The 19,359-nt window shown below is 63.1% G+C and carries 14 protein-coding genes; 10 read left to right on the top strand and 4 right to left on the bottom strand.

What is annotated here, in order from left to right; all coding sequences use genetic code 11:
- The first annotated feature begins 218 nt into the window (after positions 1-218).
- The 9 genes from ACZ3GY_RS01470 (at position 219) to ACZ3GY_RS01510 (ending at position 13,996) form a co-directional block, all read left to right on the top strand.
- Positions 219-1,160 (top strand): AEC family transporter, encoded by a 942-nt coding sequence (locus ACZ3GY_RS01470; RefSeq protein WP_465908696.1) that lies wholly within the window; start codon positions 219-221, stop codon positions 1,158-1,160.
- A gap of 345 nt (positions 1,161-1,505) precedes the next feature.
- Positions 1,506-2,261 carry a YfaP family protein gene (locus tag ACZ3GY_RS01475; RefSeq protein WP_465908697.1) on the top strand — a complete coding sequence of 252 codons (756 nt, stop codon included), beginning with the start codon at positions 1,506-1,508 and terminating at the stop codon, positions 2,259-2,261.
- A gap of 30 nt (positions 2,262-2,291) precedes the next feature.
- Positions 2,292-3,935 (top strand): DUF2138 domain-containing protein, encoded by a 1,644-nt coding sequence (locus tag ACZ3GY_RS01480; RefSeq protein WP_465908698.1) that lies wholly within the window; start codon positions 2,292-2,294, stop codon positions 3,933-3,935.
- A gap of 26 nt (positions 3,936-3,961) precedes the next feature.
- Positions 3,962-4,594: a DUF1175 domain-containing protein gene (locus ACZ3GY_RS01485; protein ID WP_463565991.1), complete on the top strand. Its 633-nt coding sequence runs from the start codon at positions 3,962-3,964 to the stop codon at positions 4,592-4,594.
- Entirely contained in the window at positions 4,591-9,120 is a 4,530-nt protein-coding gene (locus tag ACZ3GY_RS01490) for an alpha-2-macroglobulin family protein (protein WP_465908699.1), read from the top strand. The genes ACZ3GY_RS01485 and ACZ3GY_RS01490 overlap by 4 nt, the downstream gene beginning before the upstream one ends.
- A gap of 52 nt (positions 9,121-9,172) precedes the next feature.
- Positions 9,173-10,771: a DUF2300 domain-containing protein gene (locus ACZ3GY_RS01495; protein WP_465909209.1), complete on the top strand. Its 1,599-nt coding sequence runs from the start codon at positions 9,173-9,175 to the stop codon at positions 10,769-10,771.
- Positions 10,772-10,775: 4 nt separating this feature from the next.
- Positions 10,776-11,573: a YfaP family protein gene (locus ACZ3GY_RS01500; protein ID WP_465908701.1), complete on the top strand. Its 798-nt coding sequence runs from the start codon at positions 10,776-10,778 to the stop codon at positions 11,571-11,573.
- Between the two features lie 339 nt (positions 11,574-11,912).
- Positions 11,913-13,046, top strand: coding sequence for an HPP family protein (locus tag ACZ3GY_RS01505; protein WP_465908702.1), 1,134 nt, complete (start codon positions 11,913-11,915; stop codon positions 13,044-13,046).
- Positions 13,047-13,135: 89 nt separating this feature from the next.
- Positions 13,136-13,996 carry a LysR family transcriptional regulator gene (locus tag ACZ3GY_RS01510; RefSeq protein WP_465908703.1) on the top strand — a complete coding sequence of 287 codons (861 nt, stop codon included), beginning with the start codon at positions 13,136-13,138 and terminating at the stop codon, positions 13,994-13,996.
- A gap of 225 nt (positions 13,997-14,221) precedes the next feature.
- On the opposite strand, the gene ACZ3GY_RS01515 is transcribed toward ACZ3GY_RS01510, so the two are convergent.
- From ACZ3GY_RS01515 to gatC, 4 genes are all read right to left on the bottom strand, one after another.
- Positions 14,222-14,593, bottom strand: coding sequence for a septal ring lytic transglycosylase RlpA family protein (locus tag ACZ3GY_RS01515; protein ID WP_465908705.1), 372 nt, complete (start codon positions 14,591-14,593; stop codon positions 14,222-14,224).
- A gap of 65 nt (positions 14,594-14,658) precedes the next feature.
- Positions 14,659-16,107: an Asp-tRNA(Asn)/Glu-tRNA(Gln) amidotransferase subunit GatB gene (gene gatB / locus ACZ3GY_RS01520; protein ID WP_465908706.1), complete on the bottom strand. Its 1,449-nt coding sequence runs from the start codon at positions 16,105-16,107 to the stop codon at positions 14,659-14,661.
- Positions 16,108-16,121: 14 nt separating this feature from the next.
- Positions 16,122-17,573, bottom strand: coding sequence for an Asp-tRNA(Asn)/Glu-tRNA(Gln) amidotransferase subunit GatA (gene gatA / locus ACZ3GY_RS01525; RefSeq protein ID WP_465908707.1), 1,452 nt, complete (start codon positions 17,571-17,573; stop codon positions 16,122-16,124).
- A gap of 15 nt (positions 17,574-17,588) precedes the next feature.
- Positions 17,589-17,876 carry an Asp-tRNA(Asn)/Glu-tRNA(Gln) amidotransferase subunit GatC gene (gene gatC / locus ACZ3GY_RS01530; RefSeq protein WP_465908709.1) on the bottom strand — a complete coding sequence of 96 codons (288 nt, stop codon included), beginning with the start codon at positions 17,874-17,876 and terminating at the stop codon, positions 17,589-17,591.
- 351 nt (positions 17,877-18,227) lie between these two features.
- Between gatC and mreB the strand changes: the two genes are divergently transcribed.
- Positions 18,228-19,265 (top strand): rod shape-determining protein MreB, encoded by a 1,038-nt coding sequence (gene mreB, locus ACZ3GY_RS01535; RefSeq protein WP_225835269.1) that lies wholly within the window; start codon positions 18,228-18,230, stop codon positions 19,263-19,265.
- Positions 19,266-19,359 lie beyond the last annotated feature (94 nt).

Consider the following 19,359-nt stretch of genomic DNA (forward strand, 5'->3'; position numbering starts at 1 on the left):
AGCAACAAGTCGAGATTAAAAATATATATAAGGTATCGGGTTGATACTTTTAAAGTTCTGCCTTGCCGCGCAAGAAAACGGCCGTCGCTTGAGCGATTATTGCTGCCTTGGAGGCCCGCATAGCGCTTGCTTTGCTATGATTAGCAGCCCTACCGACGTGCCTGATGCTCAGGCGCGCTGTCGGTTGCAGCCGCCACCTTTCCGCTCCCGGGACTTCCATGCTCGCCGTGCTTCAGCAAACCCTCGGCATTACTGCTCCGGTTTTCTCCATGCTGTTTCTCGGCGTGCTGCTCAAGCGGCTGCGCTGGATAAACGACGCATTCATCGACACCGCCTCGTCTCTGGTGTTTCGCGGCACCATGCCGGCGCTGCTGTTCCTCAGCATCGTCAAGGCGGATCTGGGCACGGCGCTCAAGCCAGCGCTGATCGGTTATTTCGTATTGGCCACCCTGATCAGTTTCGTCATCGCCTGGGGCTGGGCGATCTGGCGCTGTCCGATGGCCGAACGCGGCATCTACACCCAGGGGGCGTTTCGCGGTAACAACGGCATCGTCGGTCTGGCGCTGGCCGCCAGTATGTATGGCGACTATGGCCTGTCGGTCGGCGCGGTGCTCGGCGGCGTGGTGATCGTTTGTTACAACGTGCTTTCGGCGATCGTTCTGACTGTCTATGCACCAGGTGTTAAGGCTGACTGGCGGGCGCTGTGCAAGGGCATCATCACCAACCCGCCGATCATCGGCGTGTTGTTGGCCATCCCGGTTGCCTACTGGCAAATTCCGCTGCCGCATTGGGCGATGGTGTCTGGCGAGTACTTTGCACAGATGACCCTGCCGCTGGCGTTGATTTGCATCGGTGGCACCTTGTCGCTGACTTCGCTGCGTGAAAGTAGTGGCGTGGCAGTCGGTTCGAGCCTGATGAAAATGGTCTGGCTGCCGCTGTTCGCGACCCTGGGGGCCTGGGCATGCGGTTTTCGTGACGCCGATTTGGCGATCCTTTTTCTGTATTTCGCCAGCCCCACGGCCGCCGCCAGCTTCGTTATGGCGCGGGCAATGAACGGCAACTATCAGCTTGCGGCCGCGATCATCGTCATCACAACCCTGGCGGCAGTGATCACCACCAACGTCGGGCTGCTGCTATTGCGGTGGTCGGGGTGGATTTAGTGATCACCTGTTCATAACGAGCGGCGCTAACGGCGCGCTCTGGTCTGTGATCCAGTGCCGATTCGCGCGTGCCACGATTGTTAGTTGTGGGGTAAATGGTTAGCATCCTTTGCCTGCGTGTAACCTCATGTGACGACGCCTCGGCAGTGTTTGATCGTCGATGAAGGTGCGCTGTCGCCTACTAATGAGCCTACGATGTGAAGTGCGGATGCCAGGCTGTCGAGCCTGAGCCAGCACAAGGAGTGCAGTGCAGTGGTTCGTCCATATTCGCGACGAGGGTCGTTTCGGCTCGTTCGGGCCCATGCCCGGCTTGTGCGTCGCGTGCTGCTTCTGTGCGTTGTCCTGATGCCTCCCATGACCCAGGCCGACCCCTCTGTATCGCTGCAAGGCCCCAGCGGCGGCTGGCGTTATCACGGCCTCAATGACGGTGCCGACGAAGCACGCGTCGCGTACCCGACTCCGCCCATCGACCGTGGCGCCCAGCGTGGCCGCAGCATGATCGAGGGCACTCTGCAGAACATCGGCCAGTTGCGCCCGCCCCATCGGCTGGTGGTCAATGGCAACCCACTGCCGCTGTACACCGACGAGCAGGGGCGCTTCGCCCGGCCCTATGCCTTTGGCGCCGGCTCCAACAGCGTCGAGCTGGTGGCTGGCGAGGGGCAGTCGCTCAAACGCATTCAATTCTATGAAGCCAATAACCTGCGCACGCCAGCGCGCATGCGCATCGTGCTGGGCTGGGACGATCCTAAGGCCGAACTCGATCTGCACGTAGTCACCCCGGATGGCCAGCACGCCTTCTGGAGTCGACCGGTGCTGACCAACGGCGGCGGCCTGGATGTCGACAGCGTGGATGGCCCCGGCCCGGAAATGTTCACCATGACCGCGCCGCTGCAGGGCACCTATCTGATCTACGTGAATTACTGGGGCAACCTGGGCAGCGGTGGTTACAACTTCGAGGCTGGCAGCAACCAGAACGAGATCATCACCGCGCAGATCAACCTGATCTTCAACGAGAACACCGTCAACGAAAAGCGCGAGACGTTCCTGGTGCCGCTGCGCGCCATTGGCGAGCTGCTTTTCGTCAAATCTTTCAATTATTGAACCCGATGCTCGGATGAACTGGGACTTTTTATGAACCGGATGATCACCGCCCACTTGCAGCGCGTCTCTACACTGGCGCTGGCTGTGCTGCTTGCCGCCTGCGGCCAGGATTCCCGCGAGCTTGGTGAACGCAGTGCCCTGGGCCTGGACCTGCAGCACCCCGATGCACTGATCGAGAGCGCCTCGCTCAGCCGTCTGCCCAAGGATCTGCTGGCGGTGCCGCTGCTGCGCGACACCCTTACCGAAGACTTCGTCTTCTACTACGAGCACAACGCTGACCGCCTCGGGCTGGTTGGCAGCCTGCGGCGGATCATCTACGAGCGCGACCTGAAGCTGCGTGACAACCTGCTCGACGAGCTGCTCGACCAGCCCGCCGACGTCGCTCTGTGGAAGGGCGCCGACGGCAAACTCAAGCATTTCCTGATGGTCATACAGCGCGGCGGTTTGGCCAAGGTGCTGGAACCGTTGGCCCATATCGCGCTGGACGACAGCCAGCTGAAGCAGGCTGGCGAACTGCGCGTCGATGGCAGCAGCGTGCCGCTGTATCGTCTCAACTATCTGGGCGACCGTGCGCTGCTGCTGGCCAGCCATGGCGACAAGCTGTTGGTGCTTTCTTCACCTGGCATGCTGCTCGGCGAGGACGACAAGCTCGGCCGCGAAGCCGTGGAGTCGGTGGAGTCGTTGCTCGACGGAGATAACCCGTTTCCCAAGCGCTTCGGCCTCAAGGCCCGCGAGTCCGAGCAGCAACGCATTTCCCTGAGCGGCGAATACGTCGCCCTCGGCTACCAGCGCTTCTTCCCGGCCTTCGCCGGTCTGCGTTTCGAAAAAGGCGAGGGCGGCTGGAGCAGCTTCCTGGCCCTTAACGAAGTCGATAACCAGCCGGGGCTGGATTTCACGCCGATCTGGAAAGCCATGCCGATGGGCGCCAGCGCCTGTGTGGCGGTTCCCGTGGCGCCGGGCAGTGCCGAGCGGCTGCTGACCCGTATCGGTGCCAGCAAGGAAGTCAGCGAAGATCTCGAAAAACGCCTGGGCAGCACCGCCGGCCTGTGCTGGTACGCCGACTCACGACTGCATTCGCCGTTGCTCGTCACTCACCTCGACGAAGCCGTCACGCCTGAGCTCGATCAGGCCATCGGTGGGCTGTTCGAAGGCATGATCGGCGCGTTCGAACCCAATGCCGAAAACGGCCGCTTCCCGGTGGAAAGTCAGAGCACCGCCGACGGCCATACCTGGCGCCGCGAGGTGGGCTCCAATTTCGGCCAGTACCCGGCCGAGCAGAGCGCGGTAGCCGATGCCATGGTCTCCCGCAGCTTCTTCCGCGTGAGCCTGGCGCGTCAGGGGCAGACGCTGCTGTTCTCGCTGGATGACCGGTTGGTGGACAAGGCGCTCGATACGCTTGGTAAACGCTTTCCGCCGCTTGCCGAGGTGCTGCCTGCCGATGGCCTGGTGCCCGGCTATCTGGCACCCGAGGGTCTGTCGCGTCTGCTCGAACAGGAAACCCTGGACAGTTTGCCGGCCAACTACGAGCCAGTATTTCGCAACGCCGCCGACACTCACCTGCTGCCCAAGCTTCGCGCCATGGGCCGCTACGGCCAGTTCGCGCTGACGCTGCCGGCAGGCACCGAGGCGGATGATGACTGGAAGTGGATTCCGCTCGAGTGGCGCGCCCTTTGATCATTTCCGTTCCCGGATGGCGCGCGCTGCTGGCCGCTGCATTACTGGCGCTCAGCTTTGCCGCCCGCGCCGAGCCCGCGCCGGTATCTACGGAAGGGCTGAACCCCGAGCAGTCGCAGATATTCCGCGCCTGGTTCGTGCGTATCGCCCAGGAGCAACTGCGCCAGGGGCCGAGCCCGCGCTGGCACCAGCAGGACTGTGTTGGCCTGGTGCGCTTCGCCGCCAACGAAGCGCTCAAGGTGCATGACGCCAAGTGGCTGCACGCCAATGGCCTGTCCAATCGCTACCTGCCGCCGGAGCTGGAACTGGACGACGCCCAGCGCCGTCTGGCGCAGAACTGGCAGCAGGGCGGCGGCAAACAGGGCCCTTACGTCAATGCGATCAAGATGATCCAGTTCAACAGCCAGTTGGTCGGTCGCGATCTGAACCAGGCCCGCCCCGGCGACCTGATGTTCTTCGATCAGGGCGATGACCAGCACCTGATGATCTGGATGGGCCGCGACATCGTTTACCACACCGGCACCACCACTCCCACGGATAACGGCATGCGTGCCGTCAGCCTGCAACAACTCATGACATGGAAGGACACCCGATGGATACCCGACGACGCCAACCCCAACTTTATCGGCATCTATCGGCTGAATTTCCTCGCGCGATGAATCGCCTACTGGCTGTCGCGCTGCTGGCCTTGTTGCCCCTGGCCGCTCAGGCGGAAGACGAGGTGCCGGCGAGCAATTACACGCCGCTGGCCGGCGAGTCGTTCTTCCTGCTCGCCGATTCGAGCTTTGCCGCCGATGAAGTGGCCACCGTGCGCCTCGAAGCGCCGGGCCGCGACTACCGCCGCTATCGCATGGAAGGCTACGGCGGTGTCGACATGCGCCTGTACCGCATCGACCAGCCGCTGGAGTTTCTCAAGCGCCAGAAGAACCTGCACCGCGTGGTTGCCGAGGGGCAGTTCAAGGGCGAGGGGCTGTCCAACACCCTGTCGTACCTGTGGGACAACTGGTACCGCAAATCCCGCCGGGTGATGCAGCGCGCCTTCTCCTACGAGTCGCGCAAGCAGGTCACCGAGGAAGCGCCGGAGCTGAAGATGGGCAGCGCCATCGCGGCGCCCACCGAGTTCACCCCGCAGGTGCAGTTCGCGCCGATGAAGGGCCTGCCGCTGGTGGCCGAATTCCGCTATCCGCTGTGGGAGGCCAAGCCAATCGAGCCACCTGCCGGCGTCGACCTGTCTGGCTCGTCGAGCAACTTCGTCAGCGTCGCTTCGGGCAACGTCTATGTGCCGCTGGGCAAGCTGAAGCCGGGCCTGTACCTGGCCGAGGCGATCATCGGCAAGTACCGCGCCACTACCGTGGTGTTCGTTTCCAACACCGTGGCAGTGAGCAAGATCGCCGGTGGCGAGCTGCTGGTGTGGACGGCTGACAAGCATCAGGGCACGCCGGTCGCTGGCGCCCAGTTGCTGTGGAGCGATGGCCTGGGCGTGATGACCAGCGGCAAGACCGACGCCCAGGGCCTGCTGCGCCTGGGCCACGCCAGCCCGGAGCGCTCCTACGTGATCGGCGAGGACGCCGATGGCGGTGTGTTCGTCTCCGAAAACTTCTACTACGACAGTGAAATCTACGACACCAAGCTGTACGCCTTCACCGACCGCCCGCTGTATCGCCCTGGCGATTGGGTCGAGGTAAAGATCGTTGGTCGTGAGTTCAAGAACGCCCGCGAGTCGGTGGCCGCCAACACTGCGCCGATCAGCCTCAGCGTGCTGGATGCCAACGGCACCGTGCTGCAGACCCAGAAGGTCGACTTCGACGGTGTCAGTGGTGGTCAGGGGCGCTTCCAGCTGCCGGACAATGCCGTCGCCGGCGGCTACGAACTGCGCTTCGCCTACCGCGATCAGCTGTACAGCAGCGCCTTCCGGGTGGCCGAGTACATCAAACCGCACTTCGAAGTGTCGCTGGATCTGGACAAGCCGGACTTCCGCACCGGTGAGCCGGTCAAGGGCGCTCTGGTGCTTCTCTACCCGGATGGCAAACCGGTGGTGGATGCCAAGGTGCAGTTGAGCCTGCGTGCCCAGCAACTGTCGATGGTCGACAACGAGCTGCAGTACCTCGGCCAGTTCCCGGTCGAGCTGACCAGCAGCGAAGTGAGCACCGATAGCCAGGGCCGCGCCGTGCTCGACCTGCCGGCCGCCGACAAGCCCAGCCGCTACCTGCTCAGCGTATTCGCCAGCGATGGCGCCGCCTACCGGGTCAAGACCAGCAAGGAAATCCTCATCGAACGGGGTGCTGCCCGCTACCGCCTGAGTGCGCCACAGCGCTTCAGCGCCGCCGGTCAGGCAGTCAACTTCGCGTATCAGAGCGAAGGCGCCAGTGAGCGCAAGCCAGCCCGTTACGAGTGGGTGCGCCTGGAAGACCAGAGCACCGGCAACGGCGAGCTGGCGGCGGATGCCAAGGGCTTCGAGGTGAACTTCGAGCGCCCCGGCACCTACAGCGTCACCCTCAAGGACAGCAGCGGTCTGATCCTTGGCGCCACTGGCCATTCGGTCAGCGGTGAGGGCGTCAAATCGGTCGCCGGCACCATCGAGATCGTGCTCGACAAGGCCGAGTACCAGGCCGGCGAAGAAGCCCTGGCCCTGATCACCTTTCCCGAGCCGGTCAGCGACGCGCTGCTGACGCTGGAACGTGACAAGGTCGAGGCCACTGCGCTGCTCTCCAAGGGCGGCGACTGGCTCAAACTCGAGCGCCTGTCCGATACCCAGTACCGTGCGCGGATTCCTGTCGGCAATGATTTCTCGCCGAACATCACCTTCTCCGCGCTGTACACCCGTGGTGGTGATTACAGCTTCCAGAACGCCGGCATCAAGGTCGCCACGCCGCAGATCGACATCGCCATCAAGACCGACAAGGAAGTGGTGCAGCCGGGTGATCTGGTCACCGTCGAGCTGAGCACCCTGTTCGAAGGCAAGCCGGTGCCGACGCGTCTGACGGTCAGCGTTGTGGACGAGATGATCTACGCCCTGCAGCCGGAAATCGCCCCGGGCATCGACCAGTTCTTCTACCACCCGCGTCGCAACAACGTGCGCACCAGTGCCAGCCTTTCATTCATCAGCTATGACTTGGCCTTGCCGGGTACGCCGAGCGCACCGGGCCGCGCCAACCGCAGCGAGCGGGGTGTCAAGGTACTGGAGCGGCCGCGCCGTGAAGAGGTCGACACCGCTTCCTGGCAGCCGGATCTGGTCACCGATGCCAATGGCAAGGCGAGCTTCAGCTTCCGCATGCCGGACTCGCTGACCCGCTGGCGCATTACTGCCCGGGCGGTGAGCGCCGATGGCGACGTGGGCCAGAAGCGCCAGTTCGTGCGCTCGGAAAAACCGCTGTACCTGAAATGGAGCGGCCCGAGCCGTTTCCGTGTCGGCGACAAACCCGCACTGGGTCTGTTCGCCTTCAACCAGGGCGAAGAGGGCGCCAAAGCAGAATTGCTGATCCGTCATGGCGAACAGCAACAGCGCCGTGAAGTGTTACTGGCCAAGGGCATCAACTACCTGCCCGTCGAGGAAGCGGTGATCGCTGCTGGTGATTTCAGTGCCGAGCTGCGCCAGGGCGACAAGGTGGCCGATGCGCTGGCGGTGAATCTACGCACAGTCGCCGCGGGCTGGCAGCAGGTGCGCAGCACGCGCCTTTCGGCTTTCCCGGGCAGCACGGCGCTGCAGTTGCCTGCCGATGCCAGCCAGGTGCAAGTGCGCCTGGACGACAGTGGTGCCGGCCTGTTCGGCGCAGCCCTGGATGACTTGCTCGCCTATCCCTATGGCGGTGTCGAGCAAACCGCCAGCCGTCTGTTGCCGCTGAGCCTGGCTTACCCGACCCTGGCAGCGGGCGAGCCGCGGATCAAGGATCGCCTGCGTCTGGTCATGCAGAACAGCCGCCTGCGCCTGGTGCAGATGGCCGGGCCGGAAGCGACCTTCACCTGGTGGGGCGGCGATGCCGATGGCGACGCCTTCCTTACCGCCTACGCCTATTTCGCTGACTGGCACGCCAGCCGCGCGCTGCAGATCCAGTTGCCGCCGGAGCACTGGCAGCGTCTGCTGGAACTGTATGCCAAACGCGCTCAGGACACGCCATTGCTGCAACGCGCGCTGGTCATCGCGTTCTCCCGTGATATGGGCTTGCCGGTGAAAACCCTGCTCGAGGGGCTGGTGTATGACCTGGCCGCGGCAGGAGAGGGCGAGGAAGCGGTGCTCGGTGAAGGTGACAGCCTGGTGATGGCTGCACCGGATTCCGCGCTCGGTCTGGCGATTGCCCGCGAGCTGGGCGTCAAGCTGGCGCAGCGCGCTGGCGTGCCGGTATCAGATGAGCTGCTCGCGCAGATGGATGCTGTTCGTGGGCGTCTCGCTGAGAGCCAGTCACCCTTCGTCGACGCCGTCGGTCTGTATCTGGATGGCCCGGATCGCCAGCGGGCTCAGCGTCTGCTCGGCGAGCTGGCGCCTGCCCAGGCTGGCCTGGAGCGCGCTTTGGCGCTGACCTGGCTGCAGCCGTCGCTGGATCTGCGTAGCACGCAGCCCGCGTTGGTGCTGGAAGGCGACTGGCGGACCGTGGAAGGCACGACTGGCGAAACCTACTGGCAGTGGAACGGCGCTCAGCCGCCCCAGGCGTTGGTGCTGGCCGGTGATCTGGATCAGCCGAGCGAGGTGCGCATCGATTACCAGAGCGCACAGGCAGTGCCGAGTGCTGTGCCAGTGACCATCAAACGCCGCCTGCTGGAGTTGGTCGAGAGCGATGAAGCCTTCGTGTTCAGCGCCCATGAAGTAGGCAAGGACGATATCTCCAGCTCCAGTCTGTATCTGGACGAGATCACCCTGAGCAGCGAATCGGAACAGACCTTGCGCTACGGCATGCTGGAGGTGCCGCTGCCACCGGGCGCCGATGTCGAGCGCACCACTTGGGGCATCCAGGTAAGCGGCCTGGGCGGCGATGAAGCCTCGGCGCTGGAAAAGGCGCGCAACGAGCCGGGCGAGCTGAGCTACGCCGTGCCGGTGGACAGCCTGCAGGGCGAGCTGGTGTTGCGCCACCTGGTGCGCTTCTCGCAGAAGGGCGAGTTCGTGCTGCCGCCAGCCCGTTATGTGCGCTTGTACGCGCCGGGCCAGCAGGCGCTGGAAGCCAAGCAAGCCCTGCAGAAGGTCACCGTTGAGTAAGCGTTCTATCCTCGCTTCGCTGGCATTGCTGGCCGCCGTTGGTGGTCCGGCAATGGCCAGTGAGGCGCCGCTGTCGCTGGCCTGGCAAACGGCCGACGGCAGTGAACTGCTGCGCCTCGACGGGCAGCGGTTGATCAGTCGTGAGCCGCTGCCCGCTACGCTGCAGGCGCCGCTGGGCAGTCTGTGGAAACTGTTCGTGTATGCCTATCTGGTGGACACCAAGCAAACTGACAACGGCTATCAGTGCCGCGGTCAGAGCAAGGAAGAGGTCTACTGCTGCAACCCGGGCGAGAGCATCGACCGCGATCAGGCGCTGGTGAAATCCTGCGGCCTGTACTTTGAACAGGACAATCTGCAATTGGCCGAGGGCGACTGGTCGCGTTACTGGCAGGCACGCCAGGCGCCGGCTTGGATCACAGAGCGCAAGCGCCTGATACCGGAAACCCGCGTACCTGTTCAGCAACTGCTCGCTCAACTCGCGCAACTGCCGGCTCAGGCGGATGCGCGCAAGGTCTTGCTGGACGTGATTGTCAGCAGCGCTGACGGTTCTGCTGTCAGCGCCCTGGGTAGCCGGCTGCGGGTGAAAACCTGGAGCTGGCTGGCCGATGGTGATCCCCTGGCGCGCCAGGGTGGTTTCGCCGGCTGGCTGACCGATGGCACACCGGTCTGGGCTGGTGGCTCGGGCACCAGCATGATGGTGCTCAAGCGCTACGCCGAGCCGCTCGGCCAGGTGCTGCCCACGCCCTGGCCGAGCGAAGCCGGCAGTTGTGTAGAGGTGCGTCTGTTCGCCCGCTATCCGCTGCACCAGCTCAGGCGCGAGGGCAGTGATGGGGTGGTGGAGCCGGGGTCGCTCAATGGCCGCTACGAGGTGGAATTCGCCAACGGCAATCGCCTGCCCATCGAAAGCCATGGCGAGCTGTTTCTCGAACGTACGGGCGAGGGGCTGCAGCTGACCGCTCACCTCGATCGTGAGGACTACGTCGCCCGCGTGCTGGATCGCGAAGCCTCGGCGCAGCCCGCCGAAGCCGCCAAGGCATTGGCCATCGCCGCCCGTACTTACTTGCTGCAGAGCGCCGGGCGTCGCGGCGAGTGCCTGCGCATCGACGACAGCAGCGCCAGTCAGCGGGTGGCGCCGCGCCCGGCCAGTCAGGCCGCACGGGATATCGCCGCGTGGACGGCCGATCTGGTGCTGGCCGGCGCGCCGGTGACCTATCACACCTCTCAGCCCGGCCCTGATCGCCTGGCCTGGACGCAGGCCGTCGAGCAGGCTGGTAGCGGCCTGCGTTATGACGCCATCCTGGCCCGCGCCTTCCCGCGTGCCACGCTGAGCCGCTGGGACAAGCCGGTAGCCGCTTGCCAACCGCTTGCCGCCGCCGAGCAGTGGCTGCGCAAGCAGCGCCGCGACTGGCGCCCGCGTCTGGATCGCGAGCCTGGGTACGAGGAAATCCAGCAGTTCACCGTTTGCCAACTGGCGTCCGGCCGGCCCTATGTGGATCGCGAGCGGCAGCGCATCTTCGTGCGCGGCTTTTTCTCGCTGCAAGACCGCCTCGACCTGACCCACGAATACTTGCACCTGGCGTTCGTCGCTCACCCCAATGGACAGGACGAGGCCTATGTCGAAGGCCTCGCCCGCACCCTGTTACTGGAATGACACCATGGCCCTGATCAATCCCCGTTTCGCTCTCTGCCTGACCCTGCTGCCGCTGTGCGCGCTGGCCGAGGTGCAGCTCGATACTCCCCGCAGCGGCTGGCGCGTCGGCGGTGGCGACGGCGCGCAGTTCATGCAGCAGGTCAACTACCCGGCATCAAGCGTCAACAGCGCCGCCAATCAGGCCGATACCGCCCGCATCAAGGGCGCGATCAGCAAGCTGGAAAAGGACGGCAAGGTGCCCGGCCGGCTGGTGGTCAACGGTGTCAGCATGCCGCTGAAGATCGCCGAAGACGGCAGCTTCGACCGGCCCTTCGTGTTTTCCGAAGGCAGTAACAACGTCGAGGTGCGCAGCCCGGATGGCGGGCAGCGTCGCCGCGTACAGTTCTACAACAACGGCAGCGGCGAAACCCCGGCGCGCTTGCGCGTGGTGCTGTCATGGGACAGTGACAACACCGACCTCGACCTGCATCTGGTGACCCCCGATGGCGGCCACGTCTGGTACGGCGAGCGCTCCCTGGCCAACGGCGCAGCCCTGGATGTCGACGTGACCACCGGCTACGGCCCGGAAATGATCGCCACCCCAACGCCGCTCAAGGGCCAGTACCTGGTCTACGTGAATTATTACGGCGGTGGATACAGCTACGACGAAAGCGGAGAGAGCAGCGCCCAGCAGATTCTTACCACCGGGCAGATCACCGTGATCAGCGAAGAAGGCACGGTCAACGAAAAGCAGCAGAGCTTCCTCGTACCGATGCGTACACCGGGCGAGCTGACGCTGGTGAAAAGCTTCAGCTATCCGTAAGCGGCTGCTATCCAGAGGTAGCCTGGGTTGAGCATAGCGATACTCAGGGTTCGATCTTCCTGGTATCGCTGCGCTCAACCCAGGTTACAAGCCGGCGTTTCACCGTCGCCATCGTTTGATATCAAAAAAAGCTTATCCATCCTTCATTATTATTCGTTTGATGAAGTTTTCCTCGGTCGTCACACTCCGTTTCATTGTCCGAATCAGTTTCTCTGCTGAGGCGGGCAAGGTTGCACGCAGACGATTCCATCATCCAGGGACGGATACTCCTGCCAGCCGCCTGTGGCGGTACACAGCGGGCCTTTCACTTGAGAGGCTCGATCTTTTCGACGATAGCCGATGAAATCCCTAGCGCACTTCCCCCAGTGGCTGTCTGCCTTACTGCCTGATTCTCTGCATACCCGACCTCGTGAATGGAGCCGCGCCGCGCTTGGTGCCGCGACGGGTTTTCTGTTCAGCACCTGGGTGTGCAGCCATCTGTTCGGCCTGCACATGACCGTGCATTTTTCCGGGCCACTGGCGGCCTCGGCCGTGCTGTTGTTCGCAGTCTCTTCCGGCGCGCTGGCGCAGCCCTGGTCGATCCTCGGCAGCTACCTGTGTGCCTCGGTGGTCGCCCTGACGGTCACCCACTTCATCGATCACAGCCTGGCTGGCGCCGCGCTGGCGTTGGGCCTGAGCCTGTTGCTGATGTGCCCGTTGCGTTGCTTGCATCCGCCAGCGGGTGCCATCGCCTTCTGCATGGTGTTCGCCACGCCGGCGCCCGGAGAGCCATTCTGGCAGCCGGCGCTGGTGGCGATGACCGCCGGCCTCGGCCTGCTCGCCTGCGCGCTGCTCTACAACAACTTGACCCGCGTGCCTTATCCCCGGCTGCATCCGGGAGCATCTGCGGCGCATCACACCCGCGATCCGTTACCCAGTGAGCGCGCAGGCTTCAACGCTGACGATCTGGATCACGCGCTGGACGAACTGGGCTCCTTCGTCGATATCACCCGCGAAGACCTCGAACTGATCGTGCGCAGTACCGAGAAGCACGCGCTGCGCCGTAGCATGGGCGACATTCGGGCCGGGCAGATGATGTCCCGCGACCTGATCTACGCCACGCCGGAAACGGCCGTCGCCAAGGGCCTGTACCTGCTCACTCATCATGGCCTCAACGCCTTGCCGGTTCTCGACAAGAGTAAGCAGTTGGTCGGTATCGTCAGCCTGGTGGATCTGGTCGGTGCCATACGTGCCAACCGTTTCAACCTGCGCGCGATTCTCGGCCTGGAAAAGAAGCAGGTGCTGGGCGAGTTTATGACCTCGCCCGTGCAGTCGGTGGGTGTCGATGCCCATGTCGTCGACCTGATCGCGCTGCTCTCGGATGATGGCCTGCATTGCCTGCCGGTTTTGGATAACGGAGGGCTGGTCGGGATGATCACCCAGACCGATCTGGTCGCGGCACTGCATCGGGATCTGCTCAGGCACCTCGACTGATCCATCGAATGATTCGCCTTGCCCCCTTACACTGCACATCGGATCAGGCTTGAGGAGAGGCCCGCGCCAACCGCGCTGGCTCAGCAAAGATGGATATCGACCTTACCCGCACCTTTCTGGAAATCGTCCGCAGCGGCAGCTTCATTGCCGCTGCCGAACGCTTGCATGTCACCCAGACAGCAATCACCGCGCGTATCCAGAAGCTCGAAAGCCACCTTGGCAGCACGTTGTTCGTACGCAACCGTGCGGGCGCGCGACTGACTGCCGATGGCGAGGCGTTCGTCACCTATGCCAACCAGATTCAACAGACCTGGGAAGCGGCGCAGCGTGACCTGCCGCTGCCGGATGGTTATCACAACGTCATCCACATCGGCGGCGAGGTCAGCCTGTGCAACCCGCTGATGCTGCGCTGGGTGAGCGCGATTCGCGAGAACATCGACGGTTATGCGGTGCGTGCGCAGATCGCCGAAGGAGCGAGTCTGTTACGGCAGGTAGAGCTGGGCGTGCTGGATGCGGCATTGGTCTACCAACCCACGTACTGGGCCGGTATGCAGGTCGAGCAGGTGCTCGAGGAGAAGCTGATCCTGGTGAAGGCGGCGAACCCTGAGCCCTATGTCTACATCGACTGGGGCGACAGCTTCCGCGCGCAGCACGACCGCGCCCTGCCGGACAAGGCACGTGCGCCGGTGTCGTTCAATCTCGGCCCGTTGGCGTTGCAGTACATTCTGGAACACGGTGGCTCCGGTTACTTCCGTACCCGGGTGGTTCAAAGTTATCTGGACAGCAAGGTGCTGGAGCGGGTGAGCAAGGCGCCGGAGTTCAGTTATCCGACTTACCTGGTCTACTCCCGTGAGCGCGATTCGGCTGCTCTGCAGCAGAGCTTCGCTCTGCTGCGCGAGATCGCCGGCCAGGATACCGACTGGTCACAGCGCTGGGATCCGGCGTTGTAAGCGTCTGTTCACGATCTTTCGGCTCGAATTCAGCGCTTTGCCTGCAAAAAGGCGATAGCGGCCAGCCGCGTAACTCGTAGGAGGGGCTTTAGCCGCGAGCTCTTTGCACCCCAAAAAAGCTCGGGGCTAAAGCCCCTCCTACAAAATAAACTCTGCTCACCGCCCGCTTCTGCCTTGTAGCAGTCTCTTCATGCCACCTAAAAGATCGTGAACGTACCCTTCGTCTTACTTCAGGCTTTCCACCCGCACCGGCACCACGCCGGAACGAATCATGTCCAGTGACTCTGCAGCCTTGCGCGACACATCGATGATCCGCCCGCGAGCGAAGGGACCACGGTCGTTGATGCGCAGCACCACGCTGCGGTCGTTATTGAGGTTGGTGACCTTCACCCGGGTGCCAAAGGGCAGGGTGCGATGGGCGGCGGTCATGGCGTTCTGGTCGAAGCGCTCGCCGCTGGCGGTCTTGTTGCCGTGGTGCGCCTTGCCGTAATACGAGGCCTTGCCGTCAGCGCGGTAGTCACCGGGTACACCACCTCCAAAGCTGCTACAGCCGGCGAGCAGGCTGAACTGCACCAGCAGAACCGATAATCGACGCATTGCTTCTCTCCATACTCATACGTCAGACACAAAAACGCCGGGAAAACCCGGCGTTTTCAAATCGCTCAGCCTTCGAGCTTTTTCTTCAGCAGTTCGTTCACTTGCCCCGGGTTGGCCTTGCCCTTGGAGGCTTTCATGGCTTGGCCGACGAAGAAGCCGAACATCTTGCCGCGCTTGGCTTCGTCGCTGGCGCGGTACTGTTCGACCTGCTCGGCGTTGGCGGCCAGCACGTCGTCGAGCATCGCTTCGATGGCGCCGGAGTCAGTGACCTGCTTGAGACCTTTCTTCTCGATCACGTCGTCCGCCGTTGCGCCTTCACCAGCGGCCAGTGCTTCGAAGACCATCTTGGCGATCTTGCCGCTGATGGTGTTGTCCTTGATGCGCAGGATCATGCCGCCCAGTTGCTCGGCGGAAACCGGCGACTGATCGATCTCCAGGTTGTCCTTGTTAAGCAGGCTGGACAGCTCGCCCATCACCCAGTTGGCTGCCAGCTTGGCGTCACCACAGGTTTTTTCGACCACTTCGAAGTAGTCGGCCAGCTCACGGCTGGCGCTCAATACGCTGGCGTCGTAGGTAGACAGCGCGTACTGGCTTTCGAAGCGCTCGCGTTTTTGCGGTGGCAGTTCGGGCAACTTGCCGCGCAGGTCATCGAGGAAGCTCTGCTCGATCACCACCGGCAGCAGATCGGGGCAGGGGAAGTAACGGTAGTCGTTGGCTTCTTCCTTGCTGCGCATGGAGCGCGTCTGATCCTTGTTCGGGTCGTACAGGCGGGTTTCCTGAACTACCTTGCCGCCATCTTCGATCAGTTCGATCTGGCGCTGCACTTCATGGTTGATGGCTTTTTCGATGAAGCGGAACGAGTTGACGTTCTTGATCTCGGCGCGGGTGCCGAACTCGGCCTGGCCTTTCGGGCGTACCGACACGTTGCAGTCGCAGCGCAGCGAGCCTTCGGCCATGTTGCCGTCGCAGATACCGAGGTAGCGCACCAGGGCGTGGATCGCCTTGACGTAGGCCACCGCCTCCTTGGCGGAGCGGATGTCCGGCTCGGAGACGATTTCCAGCAGCGGTGTGCCGGCACGGTTCAGATCGATGCCGCTCATGCCCTGGAAGTCTTCGTGCAGGCTCTTGCCGGCGTCTTCTTCCAGGTGCGCGCGGGTGATGCCGATGCGCTTGACGGTGCCGTCTTCCAAGGTGATGTCGAGGAAGCCCTTGCCGACGATGGGGTGATCCATCTGGCTGGTCTGGTAGCCCTTCGGCAGATCCGGGTAGAAGTAGTTCTTGCGGGCGAAGACGTTGCGCTCGGCGATCTCGGCGTCGATGGCCAGGCCGAACTGGCAGGCCATGCGCACGGCTTGCTCGTTGAGCACCGGCAGGGTGCCAGGCATGCCGAGGTCGACCAGGCTGGCCTGGGTGTTGGGCTCGGCGCCAAAGGTGGTGGCGCTGGCCGAGAAAATCTTCGATTGAGTGCTGAGCTGAGCGTGAATCTCGAGCCCGATCACTGTTTCCCATTGCATATCTTGATCCTTCCTCAGAAGCCGCTCGGTGCTTGTTTATGCCAGTCGCTGATCTGCTGGTACTGATGTGCGACGTTCAGCAGGCGGCCTTCCTGGAAGTAGTTGCCAAGCAACTGCACGCCGACTGGCAGGCCGTCGACGAAGCCCGCAGGCATCGACAGGCCGGGGATGCCGGCGAGGTTGGCGGTGATGGTGTAGATGTCTTCCAGGTAGGCCGACACCGGATCCGCGTTCTTCTCGCCCAGTTTCCAGGCCAGGTTCGGCGTGGTCGGGCCGAGGATCACGTCGACTTCCTTGAAGGCTTTGAGGAAGTCGTTCTTGATCAGGCGGCGGATTTTCTGCGCCTTGAGGTAGTAGGCGTCGTAGTAGCCGGCGGACAGCGCGTAGGTGCCGACCATGATGCGGCGCTTCACTTCTGCGCCGAAGCCTTCTTCGCGCGAGCGCTTGTACAGGTCTTCGAGGTTGGTCGGGTTTTCGCAGCGGTAGCCGAAGCGCACGCCGTCGAAACGCGACAGGTTGGAGCTGGCCTCTGCCGGTGCGATCACGTAGTAGGCGGGAATCGCGTGTTGCATGTTCGGCAGGCTGATGTCCTTGATCGTGGCGCCGAGGTTTTTCAGCTCCTCGACCACGGCCATGACTTTTTCGCCGATGCGGGCATCGAGGCCGGCGCTGAAGTATTCCTTCGGCAGGCCGATGCGCAGGCCGGCCAGCGGCTGGGCGAGGGCGGCGAGGTAGTCATCCACCGGTTGATCGACGCTGGTCGAATCCTTCGGGTCGAAACCGGCAATGGCGCCGAGCAACAAGGCGCAGTCTTCGGCGGTGCGGGCCAGTGGGCCACCTTGGTCGAGGCTGGATGCGTAGGCGATCATGCCCCAGCGTGAGACGCGACCGTAGGTCGGCTTGATGCCGGTGAGGTTGGTCAATGCAGCCGGCTGGCGGATCGAACCGCCGGTGTCGGTGCCAGTGGCGGCCGGCAGCAGGCGCGCGGCAACTGCGGCAGCCGAACCACCGGAGGAGCCGCCAGGCACGCGGGTTAGATCCCAGGGGTTCTTGACCGGGCCGTAGTGGCTGGATTCGTTGGCCGAGCCCATGGCGAATTCGTCCATGTTCAGCTTGCCCAGGGTCACGGTGCCGGCGCTGGCCAGCTTCTCGACCACCGTGGCGTTGTAGGGGGCCTTGAAACCGGTGAGGATTTTCGAGCCGCAGCTAGTCAGCACGCCTTGGGTGCAGAACAGATCCTTATGGGCGATTGGCGCCCCAAGGAGTGGATTGCTTTCACCGGCAGCGCGGCGCGCATCAGCGGCCTTGGCCTGTTCCAGTGCAAGGTCGGCGGTCACGGTGATGAAGCTGTTGAGCTGCGGGTCGAGCTGCTCGATGCGAGTCAGCAGGTTCTGCGTGAGCTCGGTGGATGAGAATTGCTTGTCGGCGAGGGCGCGGGCGATCTCGGCCAGGGTCAACTGATGCATGGCGGGGCGCCTTCCTTACTCGATGACTTTGGGAACCAGGTACAGGCCGCTTTCCACGGCCGGGGCGATAGCCTGATAGGCGTCGCGGTGGTTCGCTTCGGTAACCTTGTCGGCGCGCAGGCGCTGAGTGGTCTCCAGCGGGTGCGCCAACGGCTCGATGCCGTCGGTATCGACGGCTTGCATGCTGTCGATCAGGCCGAGGATGCTGTTCAGGGTTGCAGTGGTGTGTGGCAGCTCGCCTTCACTCAGGCCCAGTCGGGCCAGGTGTGCGATCTTTTCCACCTCGGAGCGTTCAAGCGCCATCGGGTTCTCCTGTAAAGGCAGCCGCCAGGGGGCTGCCAGTGAAAATATGAGCGGTTGCCATGCACGGGGGCAGGGAACGGATGTGTCTGGCCGGCGGTCAAAGGCGGCGATATGCGGCTTGAGCAAGTGCTGGTAGTGCGCGGCAGTTTTTCACTACGGTCGCCATAACTGGCGAAGATGTCGCAAAGCCGCGGAAAACAGGCAATCTAACATATTGGTGCCTTGCTCAAAATCCCTGCCGTTGTTAGAGTTTGCCGCACTTTTTACCTGCGTGTTTTCACGCGCGAGCTTTTGCCTGCGTGTTTTCTTGCGCTGTATCTTTACCCACGCGTTGCCTAGGGTCCTTATCCCATGTTCAAAAAACTGCGTGGCATGTTTTCCAGCGATCTCTCGATTGACCTGGGCACTGCCAATACCCTTATTTATGTTCGCGAGCGCGGCATCGTCCTGAACGAGCCGTCGGTCGTCGCCATCCGTACCCATGGCAATCAGAAAAGTGTTGTAGCCGTCGGCACCGACGCCAAGCGCATGCTCGGCCGTACGCCGGGTAATATCGCCGCCATCCGCCCGATGAAAGACGGCGTGATCGCCGACTTCAGCGTTTGCGAGAAGATGCTGCAGTACTTCATCAACAAGGTTCACGAAAACAGCTTTCTGCAGCCTTCGCCGCGCGTGCTGATCTGTGTGCCGTGCAAGTCGACCCAGGTCGAGCGCCGCGCTATTCGTGAGTCCGCGCTGGGTGCTGGTGCCCGCGAAGTGTTCCTGATCGAAGAGCCGATGGCAGCGGCCATCGGTGCCGGCCTGCCGGTCGAAGAAGCTCGTGGTTCGATGGTCGTCGATATCGGTGGTGGTACCACTGAAATCGCGCTGATCTCCCTGAATGGTGTGGTGTACGCCGAATCCGTACGGGTGGGTGGCGACCGTTTCGACGAAGCCATCATCACCTATGTGCGCCGTAACTACGGCAGCCTGATCGGTGAGTCCACCGCCGAGCGCATCAAACAGGAAATCGGTACCGCCTACCCGGGTGGCGAGCTGCGTGAAGTCGACGTCCGTGGCCGTAATCTGGCTGAAGGCGTTCCACGCGCCTTCACCCTGAATTCCAATGAAGTACTGGAAGCGCTGCAAGAGTCGCTGGCGACCATCGTTCAAGCGGTCAAGAGTGCGCTTGAGCAATCGCCACCAGAGCTGGCTTCGGATATCGCCGAGCGCGGCCTGGTGCTGACCGGTGGTGGCGCTCTGCTACGCGACCTGGACAAGCTGCTGTCCCAGGAAACCGGCCTGCCGGTAATCGTCGCCGAAGACCCGCTGACTTGCGTTGCTCGTGGCGGCGGCAAGGCGCTGGAAATGATGGATCGCCACACCATGGATCTGTTGTCCACCGAATAAGCCGCCCGCCATACGCTGCAGCAGCCTCGAAGCCGCCTGCAGCTTCGAGGTAAGGATCATTGACGCAGCAACGCGGCTTACGCTGAAGCGTCAA

Source organism: Pseudomonas sp. PME37.24/006, assembly GCF_055556635.1.

Coding starts and splice junctions, on each gene's coding strand:
- gatB (WP_465908706.1), bottom strand. CDS start 16,107: ATGCAATGGGAAACAGTGATCGGGCTCGAGATTCACGCTCAGCTCAGC.
- ACZ3GY_RS01515 (WP_465908705.1), bottom strand. CDS start 14,593: ATGCGTCGATTATCGGTTCTGCTGGTGCAGTTCAGCCTGCTCGCCGGC.
- ACZ3GY_RS01475 (WP_465908697.1), top strand. CDS start 1,506: ATGCCTCCCATGACCCAGGCCGACCCCTCTGTATCGCTGCAAGGCCCC.
- mreB (WP_225835269.1), top strand. CDS start 18,228: ATGTTCAAAAAACTGCGTGGCATGTTTTCCAGCGATCTCTCGATTGAC.
- ACZ3GY_RS01470 (WP_465908696.1), top strand. CDS start 219: ATGCTCGCCGTGCTTCAGCAAACCCTCGGCATTACTGCTCCGGTTTTC.
- ACZ3GY_RS01495 (WP_465909209.1), top strand. CDS start 9,173: ATGGCCAGTGAGGCGCCGCTGTCGCTGGCCTGGCAAACGGCCGACGGC.
- gatA (WP_465908707.1), bottom strand. CDS start 17,573: ATGCATCAGTTGACCCTGGCCGAGATCGCCCGCGCCCTCGCCGACAAG.
- ACZ3GY_RS01500 (WP_465908701.1), top strand. CDS start 10,776: ATGGCCCTGATCAATCCCCGTTTCGCTCTCTGCCTGACCCTGCTGCCG.
- gatC (WP_465908709.1), bottom strand. CDS start 17,876: ATGGCGCTTGAACGCTCCGAGGTGGAAAAGATCGCACACCTGGCCCGA.
- ACZ3GY_RS01480 (WP_465908698.1), top strand. CDS start 2,292: ATGAACCGGATGATCACCGCCCACTTGCAGCGCGTCTCTACACTGGCG.
- ACZ3GY_RS01505 (WP_465908702.1), top strand. CDS start 11,913: ATGAAATCCCTAGCGCACTTCCCCCAGTGGCTGTCTGCCTTACTGCCT.
- ACZ3GY_RS01490 (WP_465908699.1), top strand. CDS start 4,591: ATGAATCGCCTACTGGCTGTCGCGCTGCTGGCCTTGTTGCCCCTGGCC.
- ACZ3GY_RS01510 (WP_465908703.1), top strand. CDS start 13,136: ATGGATATCGACCTTACCCGCACCTTTCTGGAAATCGTCCGCAGCGGC.